Origin of the sequence: Pseudomonas sp. LRP2-20, from assembly GCF_024349685.1 — a bacterium.
Lineage (GTDB): Bacteria > Pseudomonadota > Gammaproteobacteria > Pseudomonadales > Pseudomonadaceae > Aquipseudomonas.
In genome coordinates, this window is record NZ_AP025944.1 from 1,242,644 (window position 1) to 1,254,646 (window position 12,003).

At 64.0% G+C, this 12,003-nt stretch carries 11 protein-coding genes; 8 read left to right on the forward strand and 3 right to left on the reverse strand.

Annotated elements, in window-relative coordinates:
* The first annotated feature begins 30 nt into the window (after positions 1-30).
* A complete protein-coding gene (locus tag OCX61_RS05430) occupies positions 31-813 on the forward strand; it encodes a class I SAM-dependent methyltransferase (RefSeq protein ID WP_261942924.1) in 783 nt (260 codons plus the stop codon).
* 244 nt (positions 814-1,057) lie between these two features.
* On the opposite strand, the gene OCX61_RS05435 is transcribed toward OCX61_RS05430, so the two are convergent.
* Positions 1,058-1,699, reverse strand: a complete 642-nt coding sequence (locus OCX61_RS05435) for a TetR/AcrR family transcriptional regulator (protein ID WP_261942925.1) — start codon at positions 1,697-1,699, stop codon at positions 1,058-1,060.
* Positions 1,700-2,163: 464 nt separating this feature from the next.
* Between OCX61_RS05435 and OCX61_RS05440 the strand changes: the two genes are divergently transcribed.
* From OCX61_RS05440 to OCX61_RS05470, 7 genes are all read left to right on the forward strand, one after another.
* Positions 2,164-3,258 carry an LLM class flavin-dependent oxidoreductase gene (locus tag OCX61_RS05440; protein WP_261942926.1) on the forward strand — a complete coding sequence of 365 codons (1,095 nt, stop codon included), beginning with the start codon at positions 2,164-2,166 and terminating at the stop codon, positions 3,256-3,258.
* Between the two features lie 15 nt (positions 3,259-3,273).
* Positions 3,274-3,894, forward strand: a complete 621-nt coding sequence (locus tag OCX61_RS05445) for an NADPH-dependent FMN reductase (protein WP_261942927.1) — start codon at positions 3,274-3,276, stop codon at positions 3,892-3,894.
* Entirely contained in the window at positions 3,887-6,361 is a 2,475-nt protein-coding gene (locus OCX61_RS05450) for a beta-glucosidase family protein (RefSeq protein WP_261942928.1), read from the forward strand. The genes OCX61_RS05445 and OCX61_RS05450 overlap by 8 nt, the downstream gene beginning before the upstream one ends.
* A 102-nt stretch (positions 6,362-6,463) precedes the next feature.
* Positions 6,464-7,231 (forward strand): TIM barrel protein, encoded by a 768-nt coding sequence (locus OCX61_RS05455; protein ID WP_261942929.1) that lies wholly within the window; start codon positions 6,464-6,466, stop codon positions 7,229-7,231.
* A 21-nt stretch (positions 7,232-7,252) separates the two neighbouring features.
* Positions 7,253-8,263 carry a sugar phosphate isomerase/epimerase family protein gene (locus tag OCX61_RS05460; RefSeq protein ID WP_261942930.1) on the forward strand — a complete coding sequence of 337 codons (1,011 nt, stop codon included), beginning with the start codon at positions 7,253-7,255 and terminating at the stop codon, positions 8,261-8,263.
* Between the two features lie 11 nt (positions 8,264-8,274).
* Entirely contained in the window at positions 8,275-8,667 is a 393-nt protein-coding gene (locus OCX61_RS05465; protein ID WP_261942931.1) for a C-glycoside deglycosidase beta subunit domain-containing protein, read from the forward strand.
* An 89-nt stretch (positions 8,668-8,756) separates the two neighbouring features.
* Positions 8,757-9,980, forward strand: coding sequence for an MFS transporter (locus tag OCX61_RS05470; RefSeq protein WP_261942932.1), 1,224 nt, complete (start codon positions 8,757-8,759; stop codon positions 9,978-9,980).
* Between the two features lie 56 nt (positions 9,981-10,036).
* Here OCX61_RS05470 and OCX61_RS05475 read toward each other — a convergent pair whose 3' ends face one another.
* Positions 10,037-11,269, reverse strand: coding sequence for a multidrug effflux MFS transporter (locus OCX61_RS05475; RefSeq protein ID WP_261942933.1), 1,233 nt, complete (start codon positions 11,267-11,269; stop codon positions 10,037-10,039).
* Positions 11,270-11,363: 94 nt separating this feature from the next.
* Complete coding sequence (locus tag OCX61_RS05480) at positions 11,364-11,990, reverse strand: TetR/AcrR family transcriptional regulator (RefSeq protein ID WP_261942934.1); 627 nt, start codon at positions 11,988-11,990, stop codon at positions 11,364-11,366.
* Positions 11,991-12,003 lie beyond the last annotated feature (13 nt).

Sequence of the window (12,003 nt, forward strand, 5' to 3'; positions counted from 1 at the left end):
CTTCATCAATTTTTTCGAGTGCGGGTTGAGATGGAAGAGCAGGAGCAGGGCACAGGTCTGAGGGTCGAGGCGCTGGCGCCGGAGTACGCGGCGCAGGCAGCCATCTGGGCCGAACGCCTGGGCTTGCCGCTGGAGGACGAGGCCGCCGGATTTGCCGTGCAAGTTGGCGCCGATGGGTTGCAGATCCAGCAGCTGGGCCCGCAGGCACCGGGGCCGGTGCGGGTCGACTTCGTCGAGGGCCAGGCCGCCCATCGGCGCCTGTTCGGCGGTGGCAACGGGCAGATGATCGCCAAGGCGGTCGGTATCGCCCAGGGCGTGCGGCCGCAGGTGCTGGATGCCACGGCGGGCTTGGGCAAGGACGCGTTCGTGCTGGCCAGCCTGGGCTGCCAGATGACCCTGATCGAGCGCCAGCCACTGATTGCAGCGTTGCTGGAAGATGGCCTTGCGCGGGCCCGAGGCGATGAAGAAGTGGGGGCCATCGTTGGCCGCATGCGCCTGCTTACCGGCAATGCCATCGAACGCATGCGCGCCTGGGAGGGCGAGCCGCCGCAGGTGATCTACCTCGACCCGATGTTCCCGCATCGCGACAAGAGTGCGCTGGTGAAGAAGGAAATGCGGGTGTTCCGGCCGCTGGTTGGCGATGACCTGGATGCGCCGGCGTTGCTCGAAGCGGCGCTGGCGCTGGCCAGTCACCGGGTGGTGGTGAAACGCCCGCGCAAGGCGCCGATCATTGAGGGGCCGAAGCCGAGCCATAGCCTGGAAGGCAAGTCGAGCCGGTATGACATCTACCCGAAGAAGGCCTTGAAGGCCTGACCGCCTGCTCCGGCCCTTTCGCGGGACAAGCCCGCTCCCACAGGTATCCCGCTGAGCCCTGCGTTGAGGTGATCCTGTGGTTCGGGGGACAAGCCCGCTCCCACAGGTATCCCGCTGAGCCCTGCATTGAGGTGATCCTGTGGTTCGGGGACAAGCCCGCTCCCACAGGTATCCCGCTGAGCCCCGCGTTGAGGTGATCCTGTGGGAGCGGGCTTGTCCCGCGAAAGGGCCGGAACAGGCCGTCTCAGGCCTTGAAAGCCCGTATGAACAAGCCGACCACCTCACGCACATGGGCCTCGGCTTCATCCCCCTCCAGTGGCCCGGCACAGCCCAGCAGCAAACGGTAATCCGGCGCGCCCTTGATCAGGCAGAAGAAGTGCTCCGCCGCACTCAACGGATTGGCAATCCGCAGCAGCCCGCGCTCGTCGATCCCGCGCAGCAACGCTTCCATCCCTGCCAGCACGCGCTTCGGTCCGGCCTCATAGAAGTACTCGCCAAACCCCGGATCCTGGCTGCCCAGCGCCATGATCAGGCGGCTGAGCTTGACCGCCTCGTCGCTGCTGATCAGCGCCTGGAAACTACGGCCGATGTTCAGCAGCACATCCTCCACCGGCGCCCCTTCGGGGTATTCGAAGATCAAGTCGGGCAACTGGTTCTGGCAGGTCGCCATGACCGCCGAGCCGAACAGCGTCTGCTTGTCGGTGAAGTGGCTGTAGACCGTGAGCTTTGAAACACCTGCCGCCGCAGCGACCGCATCCATGCTGGTGTTGGCATAGCCAAGGCTGAGGAACAGGGCCTTGGCGGCTTCGAGGATAGCCTCGCGCTTGGCCAGGTCCTTGGGCCGGCCCGGGCCGTTGGGTGCGTCGTTGGACATTGGAATCCGCATTTGCTTGAAGGGGCGCCCATCTTACCGGCTCGAACGGCCTCCGGCTGCATGGCGCGACCCTCGTTAATGATGTTTTCGTGGCATTTCACCAACATTTGCATCGTCTGGCGTATCAAACAGCAGCCTACAAAGGCCATGGTCAGTATGGCAGAGACCGGTGTTCCATCGAATCAGTGACTTTGTGGCGATTGAGGCGACCTGTTCGTGCCTCTCAACAACTCCGGTACCGATCCGCCGCCGTTGCTGCCGAAAATCGGCTAGCGCTCTGGCACGGCTACTGCGGGGCGATTTGGCACTGGCGGCAGTTTTTTTCCTCGAACCCCAATTGACGAGTCTGCAAAAGCCTGACTATTCTCGGTCAACTGGAATAAGAATTCTAATTCTGTTGTTGGGTTTGAATGGTTGTCGCCGACCCCGCAGTGCTTGCTCCAGTCACTCATCATGACAATAAGAGGACACACATGATGCGCTTCTCAGCATTCCTGGTCGGTCGCTCGACCGCCCCCGAGCAAGACCGTTTTGTCATGGACGCTTTGGTGGAACACGCCCGCGCTGCCGAGCGCCTGGGCTTTGATGCGGTATTCATGCCGGACCACCATTTCACCGGCTATGCACCGATGTCCAGCGACCCGTTCATGTTCGCGGCATATCTGGCCGCTCAGCTCAAGCGGGTGCATTTCGGCATGTCGGTGACCACCGTGCCGTTGCACCACCCCGTGCGTTTTGCCGAGCGAGTGAACCTGCTCGACCAACTGACCGATGGGCGCTTGCTGGTAGGGGTAGGCAGTGGCACCACGCCGGAGGAAATGATCGGGTTCGGCGTCAACTACAAGCAGGCCTCGGCCCTGTTGCAGGAGAACCTCGACCTGGTGCAGCGCCTCTGGGACAAGGAGATCGAGGACGAACCAATCAGCTTCGAGACCGCGCATTACAAGGGCGCCGTCGTGCAGCGTATCGTGCCGACCGCCTACCAGAAGAAATTCAACCGCATCATGCCGGTGGCCCTGCGCGAAACCAGCATGCAACGTGCCGCCGACTCAGGTTGGCCGGCCTTCATCCCGGCGTTTACGCCGCCGGTGGCGGCCAGTGCCGATCCGTTCTCGGAATTGACCCGCTACTTCCTCCGCTATCGAGATGCACTGCACGAAGCAGGGCATGCGCCAGAGGTGATCGAGCACTGTCTGTCGTGGACCACCCACACCTATCAGTGCGTGCACCTGGCCCCAAGCGCGGAACAGGCGGAAGAGGAACTGATGCAGATCCTCAAGGCTTACAAGCAGGCCATTGACCGTGAGTACCACTACAACAAGCGGGCAGAGGTGCTCAGCGGGGTGTCGCTGCATCCGCACCCGGACTGCTTCAGCCCGGAGTGGATCAGAACCTGGTGCCTGCACGGCACGCCGGAGCAGGTGGCCGAGGAGCTGCACAAGCACCAGCAACTGGGCATCGGCAACGTGCTGATGGGCTTTACCAACGGGCCGCTGACCGAGCAGCGCATAGGCTTTGCCAATCAGTCGCTGGACCTGTTCTCGCGCAAAGTCATGCCGCAGTTCCGTTGAGGGGAGGTTCAGGCCATGAAACATACCGTTCATTTACACGATGCCGATCGGCCATTGATCGTCGGTATCGGTGGCACCACACGACCAGGGTCAAGCACGGAGAAAGCGCTGCGTTGTGCGCTGGAGCGTGCGCGGCAACTGGGCGCGCGGACCTTGCTGTTCGGTGGCTCGGAACTGGCTGCGCTGCCCGCCTTCGACCCGCAGACGAGCGAGCGCACGCCGGCCGAGCAGGCCTTGATCGAGGCCGTACGAGCCGCCGACGGGGTGATCTTCGCCACTCCGGGGTATCACGGTGGGGTATCGGGGCTGGTGAAAAACGCCATCGACCTGCTCGAAGACCTGCGCCAGGACAGCCGGGTCTATCTGGATGGCCGTGCGGTAGGCTGCATTGTCACAGCAGCCGGCTGGCAAGGTTGCAACACCACCTTGGGCGCCTTGCGCTCCATCGTCCATGCGCTGCGGGGCTGGCCGACGCCGTTGGGGGTGACGCTCAATACCGCGGGTGCAGCGCTGTTCGATGCGCACGGGCATTGCACTGACGCGCAAGTGGCCGCCTCGCTGGCCACGCTGGCCGAGCAGAGCCTGGTATTGGCGCCGCAGCGCAAGGGCGCAGGGCAGAGGGTCAGCCATGGATAGGCTGGGGGCCGATTGGCGCCAGATGGCGCACCTCACGGCGGGGCAGGACATGTGGTCGACCCACCCGCTGCCGGCTATCGGGCTCAAGTCCGTGCGCCTTTCCGATGGCCCCATGGGCATTACCGGCGGGCGGGTCGACGAGCGCGACCTGGCATTGCTCACCCCTTGTGGCCTTGCGCTGGCAGCGAGCTGGGATGTCGCGTTGGTACGCCAGGTTGGCCAGGTGGTGGGCGATGAGGCGCTGCGCCTGGGCATCCAGGGTATCCTTGCACCCAATCTCAACCTGATGCGCAGCCCACTGGCGGGCCGGGCCTTCGAATTGTTCGGCGAAGATCCGCTGTTGATCTCGCACCTGGGTGGCGCCTGGGCCGACGGGGTGCAGTCGCGGGGCGTGGCGTCGGTGGTCAAGCACCTGGTCTGCAACGACTCGGAAACCGACCGGCGCAACATGAATGTGGCGGTGGACGAGCAAACCCTGCGAGAGGTGTACTTCCGCCCGTTCGAATACACCGCCAGCCGCGGGGCATGGGGCATGCTGACGGCTTACAATAGCGTCAACGGGGTGCGTTGCGCCGAGCTGGACCAAGTGATCGGCTGGCTCAAGCAGGGCATTGGCTGGGATGGTCTGGTCATGTCGGACTGGTTCGGCACCCACAATGGCCTCGCGAGCCTGAAGGCCGGGCTGGACCTGGAAATGCCAGGGCCTGCTCGCCACATGGGCGCAGCGTTGGCCGATTCGCAAGCCAACGGCAAGTACGTGGTAGAGGCGGTTCAGCGCCTGCAGCGCCTGGCCGAACGGGTGGCCAAGCCACTGCCGTATGACGCCAGCACCACTGCCGAAACCAGGCGCAGGCAAGTGCTCGAAGACGCGGCCGCAGCCGGTATGGTGCTGCTGCGCAATGATGGCCTGCTGCCGCTCAATCCAGGCAAGGACAAGCGCATAGCGGTGATCGGCCCCAATGCCGTCCAGCCCTGCTTCCAGGGCGGCACCTTTGCCAAGGTGGCCCTCGACCCAGGGACGGAAATGCCGGTCGCGTCGATCATGGCGCGGTTTGACCAAGTGCAATATGCCGAAGGCGTGGTCGCCGAGTACCGGATCCCGCCTTTGACCTTGAGTCGCGGGGCAGCCCGGGAGCCGCTGAACCTGAATGTGACCTTCCGTGATGGCGAGGGGCGCCAGGTGCATCAAGAGTTCCGACACGCCTCATCACTCATCTGGTTCAAGCATATGCCCGGTGTGGGCGACCTGCTGTCGCTCGAAGGCACCGCCAACGTCACCGTTCGCACGGTCATGCAAGCGCAACGCAAGGGTGTGCATCGCTTCTTCCTCGGTGGCACGGGCGAGGTCAGTTTGTTTATCGACGGGCAGCTGCGGGCTGGCTTCGATGGCGTCACCTTGTCCGGTGACATCATGGGCAAACTGATGCAGAGCCCTCACACCACGGTGGACGTGGCGCTCGAGGCGGGCCAGCAGGTTGCACTCGAGTTCTCGATGAACCTTGGCCGCAGCCTGGCCCATGGCCTGTGGTTCGGCTGCCGGCCGCCCGAGCAGGGCGAGCTGCTCGAACAGGCCGTGGCGCTGGCAAGGGATGTGGACAGTGTGGTGCTGATGGTGGGGGAAACCGCCGACGCCGGATTGGAGAGCGTCGACCGCGACACCACCCAGCTCAGTGCCGCGCAGCAAGCGCTGATACGTTCGGTCTGCGAGGTCAACCCGCGTACCGTGGTAGTGCTCAACGTGGCCCACCCGGTCGACACCACTTGCCTCAAGCAAGCCGCTGCGGTGATCGTCGCCTGGTACCCGGGGCAAGGCTTCGGCCCGGCACTGGCGTCGGTGCTGGCCGGTGACCGCGAGCCGGGCGGGCGCTTGCCGGTGACCTTTGCCGCAGAGGAACAGGACTACCCAGCCTGGTCTCTGACACCGGGCGCGACCGGCAGCCTTCGTTACCACGAGCAATGGTGGGTGGGGTATCGCCATTTTGCAGCGAAGTCGCTCAAGCCGGCCTTCGCGTTCGGCCATGGCCTGGGTTATGCCTCGATCGAACCCGATGTGGCCCAACTGTCCGGTGAGCGGGTCGATGCCCTGCGCGTAAGCTTGTCCTTGCTCAACAGCTCGGCCCGCCCGGGCAAGGCTGTCCCGCAACTCTACCTTGAGGCCCCGCCCGAACATGGGCAGCCAGGGCGGTATTCCCTCGAAGCGTTCCAGGCGCTGGAGGTGCCGGCGATGGGGAGGGCGGTTGCCAACCTGGTGCTCGAGGCGCGCAGTTTTTCCCGTTGGGATTGCCAGGGGCAGCGCTGGCGCTTGCGGCCCGGGCTCTATCGCCTGACCCTAGGTGCTTCCAGCACCGAGGGCTGGCTGCAGCTGGCGCTCCATGTCGATGACCAGGGGCGAGTGGAGGCGGGGGCATGGCATTCGCTGTTCCCTCAATCATCGGTGCCTGTGATAAGGCAATCACGAGATAAATGATTGTGCGCAGGTGCCATCGTTATGGCTCACTGCTCAATAATCAGAATACGAATACTCGTTCATGAAAATGGCGGTGCAGCACCGCCGCACAGGGAGGTAAACGTGTATCCATCAGCCTGTATCGAATGGCTTTTTGAGGATGACTGCCCGGATTTCGCCGACCGTATCCGCGCAGCGAAGGCCGCTGGCCTAAGCCATGTCGAGTTTCACCTATGGCGCGACAAGCCCTTGGACAAGGTGGCGCAAGCCCTGCGTGAAACCGGCGTGACCTTGACCAGTTTCTGCGTCGACCCGCGCCGTAGCCTGGTCGATCCGGCCCAGCATGGCGAGTTCATCGAGGCGGTGCGTGACAGCCTGGTGGCCAGCCAGCAAGTCGGCTCGCCACCGCTGATCGTGGCCTCTGGCTTCACCCGCGAGGGCGTATCCCGGGCCGAACAGCGCGCCGCGGCGATCAAGGCATTGACCGAGGCCGCAGGCCTGGCCGAGGCGGCGGGTATCGAGTTGCTGGTCGAGCCGCTCAACACCCGCATCGATCACCCCGGCATGTTCCTCCACGACACCCGTGAAACCCTGGACATCATCGAAGCGATCGGCAGCCCACATCTCAAGCTGCTGTTCGACGTGTACCACTCCAGCGTGATGGATGAATCGCTGGAGGAGGTGCTGGCCGGGCGCATGCACCTGGTGCGCCACGTGCAGATCGCCGATCTGCCGGGGCGCAACGAGCCCGGCACCGGTCAACTCGACTGGAGCGACCTGCTGCAACGGCTCAAGGCGCTGGGTTACCAGCAAGCCATCGGCCTCGAATACAAACCCACCCTGCCTTCCTTGCAATCGCTGGCCAGCGCGCGACAAGCCACCGGCCTGTAACAGCCCTTCAGGAAAACCGTCATGAACAACAAGATCAAACGCGGCGTCAGCCTGTACAGCTTCCAGAACGAAACCTTCCTCGGCAAGATGGACCTGGCCGACTGCATTCGCCATTGCGCCGACATGGGCGCAATGGGTATCGAGATCATCGGCGAGCAGACCTTTGCCGGCTGGCCGGAACAGGGCGTGGCCGATACCGCCATCGAGCACTGGCACCACTTGATGAAAAAGCATGGCACCGTCCCGGTCAGCCACGATTTCATGCTTGACTACAAACGCTACAAGGGCCGGCCGATGCCGTTCGACGAGCAAGTGCGCAGCGTGCGCAACGACTTGGCGTTTGCCGCGCGGCTGGGCATGAAATACGTCCGTTCGCTGGTTTCGGTAGACCCTCAAGTGCTGGTGGCGGCAGCCCCCTATGCCGAAGAACTGGGGCTGAAGATCCTGCTGGAGGTCCATGCACCGCTGCACTTCGACCATCCCTGGATCATCCGCCACGCCGAGGCCTACGAGCGCTCCGGCAGCCAGGCGCTGGGCTTTTTGCCCGACATGGGCATGTTCCTGTTCCGTTACCCCCGGGTGTGGAAAGAACGCTTCATCCGCAACGGCTGCCCGGCCGAGGCTGCGGACTTCATCGAGAAAAGCTTCGAGGACCGCCGCCTGAGCGAGTACGTGATCCTCGATGTGATGGAAAAGTGGGGCCCGGGCCCGCAAATGGCGATGGCCGAGACCCTGCGCCACAACGCAGCGTTCGAGCCCAAGCGAATTCTCGACTTCATGCCGCGTATCCACAACATCCACGCCAAATTCTACGAGATGACCGAGGCGCTGGAGGAGTGGTCGATCCCCTACGACGAAATCGTGCGCGTGCTGCAAAAGGGCGGCTACGAGGGGTACCTGTGCTCGGAGTACGAAGGCAACCGTTGGATCGAGGATGCCGCCGAAGTCGATAGCCTGCATCAGGTTCGCCTGCAACACCGCATGTTCTGCAAGCTGCTCAACGAAGACCTGCCCGCCGCGCTGGCTGCCTGAGGATTGTTCCCATGTTCGATAAACACATGATTTGCCAGGAAGGTTTCAACAACGTCGTCGAAGGTGGCCAGGTTACCGGCTTCCGCTTCCTGGCCCGCCTGCCGTATTACCGCGGTCTGGGCCTGTCGATGATCGAAGATATCGCCATCAGCGTCGATGGCGAGGCGGTCGAGCGCAGTGCCATCCGCTTTAGCGTGCGCGGGCGAAGCTGGAGCCTGGATGAGCTGGAAACCGTCTATGACGACCGCTGGAACTTCGGTGAGAAAGCCGAGCTGATCGTGCTCAAACCCGGCGGCCTGACCGAGGGCAAGCATCGCCTGAAACTGGCCGAGAAGCTGCGCATCTCCTACCTGCCGTTCGTGCCCGTCACCACCTGCGAGACGGATGTCGCGCTGAGTCGGTGACCCGAGTGCAGGCGAATCGGCCTGGTCCGATTCGCCTTGCTGCGTGCCCAGCTTGTTTCATCTCCACAAGAACAATGAAGGAGAAGACCGTGGGAAATACCCAATCTGCAGCTGAAACCGCTCAACGCGCCGGGTTGGCGCAGGGGCTCATCATGGTGTTGACGGGCTTTTTGCCCATCCTTGCCATCGTCTCGCTGGCGCCGGCGGTGCCAACCCTGATCGAGCACTTCGCCGATGTGCAGTACGCACAGGTGCTGATCCCGCTGATGATCACCGCACCTGGCCTGATGATCGCGTTCACCGCGCCGTTCGCCGGCTTGCTGGCGGATCGGCTCGGGCGCCGTCGCCTGCTGATCGGCGCCACGGTGCTGTTCGGCTTTTGCGGCACCATGCCGCTGTGGTGCGAGTCACTGGCCGTGATCTTCGCCAGCCGCCTGGGCGTGGGCTTGGCTGAGGCTGTAGTGCTGACGCTGGCCAACACCATGCTGATCAACTACTTCAACGTCCGCCGGCGACGCTTCTGGCTGGCCATTCAGGGCTTCATCGGGCCGTCGCTGGCTGCAGCCGTCATCGCCAGTTCCGGCTACCTGACTGCCATGGCCTGGAATGGCGCGTTCTGGATCTACGCCATTGCCTTCCCGCTTGGTCTGGCGATGAAGGTGTGGATGTTCGAGCCGGATGCCGGCAAGCGCCACGATGACGAGCCGTTGATCGATGACACGGTGTTCCCTTGGCTGCGCATCGCCACCATCTGCTCGCTCACCTTCCTGATTGCCGTGGTGTACTACGTCTATACCATCAACGCCGGCAGCGCGTTCCATGCCCTGGACGGCGCGTCGCCCCAGCGTATCGGCGTGCTGATGTCGCTGGCGTCGCTTGCGGTTCCATTGGGGGCTGTGTTGTTCGGGTTTGTTTCCAGCCGCACCACGCCGGAGCGCGTGCTTACGGTCACCCTGCTGCTCATCGGCGTCGGCATGATCGTCATCGGCATGGCGCAGAGCACCGTGGCCATGGGCGTAGGCGCGGTGGTGCAACAGGTGGGTGCCGGCATGGCCGTCAGCGCAATGATCTTCTGGGTGGCATCGCTGGTGGGGCCTGCGCACCGCGGGCGGGCGATGGGGGCGTGGTCCAGTGCCTTCTTCGCCGGGATGTTCGTCAGCCCGCTGTTCGTCAACCTGCTGCGGGTGCAGGCCGAGGGCAGCATCATGGTGCCGTTCTCGGTGCTGGGTTGCGTGGGGCTGGTACTGGGGGTGGCCATCTTCGCCTACACCCTGTCGGGCCATGGGCACGCATTGCGCAAGGTCCCGGCGTGAAAGGTTGCCACTGCGGTGAATGAAAGGGCCTCCTGTTCAGGAGGCCCTTTTACTTTTCAGTGCCCTGATTCGGCCGTCGCGCTGGCCGCTAGCCCATGGCGTGCCTGGGCGCGCAGCCAGACGATGCCGCCAAGCATGAACACCTGGCAGGCGGCGCAGACCATCACCATCGAAGGGCCGGCGCCAATTGACGCCACGGCTGCCACCAGCGCGCCTGCCAACGAGGCGCCGCCCATCTGTAACGCACTCATGAGTGCGCTGGCGCTCCCCGCGTGCTGCCGAAAAGGCTGCAAGGCCAATTGCGTGGCATTGCCGCTGACCAAGCCGCCAGACATCGTCAGCGCAATGATCGAAGCCAGCCAAGGCCAGACAGAACGGGCGTCGGCAACCGCGCAGACAGCCAGCCCTGCACAGCCCGCCACGGCCAGCCCGGCGCCGGCGAGCAGCAGCGTGTGAGCCTCGACATGCCTGGCGCTCAGGCGCCCATTGCTCACAGCCCCCACGATCAACCCGGCCGAGCAGGCGCCGAAGGTCAGGCCGAACTGGTCCGGGCTCAGCCCCAGGTCGTCGATGAACAGGCTTGGCGCGGCGCCGACATAGGCGAAAATCGAGGCGAACGAGGCAGAAGTGACCAAGGTGCCGGCGAGGAACTGTGGTTCCCTGAGCGCCATCATGTAACCGCTGACCAACGACCTTGGGCTGAACTGCAGCAGGGGCGAGGCGAGGGTTTCCTGGAAGCCACGGGCAAACAGCAGGCCGATCCCGATGCCGTAGACGGCCAGCAACACATACAGCATCTGCCAGCTGGCAATGCCGATCAGCACCGCGCCCAGGCCCGGCGCCAACAGCGGCGCGAGCATGCCCAGGGCAGCCATGAACGACAGCTTGCTGCGTGCCTGGCTACCCTGGAAACAGTCGCGCATCACCGCCAGGATGACCGGCCTGCCAGCACCACCGCCGATGCCCTGCAGCAACCGCCAGGCCAGCAATGTGCCGAGGCTGTCCGACAACGCGCAGCCGATGCTGGCCACACTGAACAGTGCCAGGGAAGCCAGCAGTACAGGCTTGCGACCAAAGCGGTCGCTTAGCGGGCCGGCCAGCAACGGCGCAGCGGCGAAGCCTGCAAGAAACACGCTGAGCGACCAGGCCATGGCTTCCGGGGCAATCCCCAGTGCCAGGGCCGTGCTGCCGTTGGCCGGCAACGCCATGTCGATGGCAAGCGCGCCCAGGGCGCTCACCGAAGCCAGCAATATGAGAAAAGCGCGTGCGTGCGGGTCTATGGCCTTCAAGGGCAAACCTCCCGAATGGATGAAATAAGAATTCTAATTCTAATTTGTAGGCGACGCCAATCCGAATCGAACATTCAGCCGAGGTGGGGGACGGTCAGTGGGTCAGGAACAGCACGCTCATGGTGCCCAGATCTTGCTTCAGGTGCGTCCAGTCGCCTTCGCCGGCAGCGTCGGCCGCCGAGCCCAGGCCGAGGAAGCGGGCCAGTGACGAGTAGATGATGCGGAAGCAGGAATTCACGGCGCGCTCAGGGTCCGGATGGCGAATTTCAGCCTGGTGGGCGCGGACCTGAGCGATGAAGGCATCCGCCATGCGTGCGTGGGCCGCCTTGCCACTGCGGGCGATGTCGGCGTGGCCGGCACGGTTCATGAACGGCTTGATGATCGCGGCATGCCGCGCCAGGTGCTCGGCCAGGGTGTCGACCAGCAGCGGCAAGCGCTCGGACAGGGTCAATGGGCGGGCACCGAGGTCGCTCATCAGGCTCTGCCACTCCAGGTCCATCGTCTCCAGGGCATCCTCGAACACCACCTGCAGCAAGTCGTCCTTGCCTTTGAAGCGGCCGTAGATCGAGCCGATCGAGACACCGGCGGTCTTGCTGACGTCGTGCAGGGTGAGGTCCGCGGTCAGGCTTTCACACAGCAGCTGACGCGCTGCTGCGAGCACTTTTTCCAGGGACTGGCGGCTGCGGTCTTGCTGGGGCGGGCGTACGTTCGATGAGGTCATGGCGGCAAGCTTG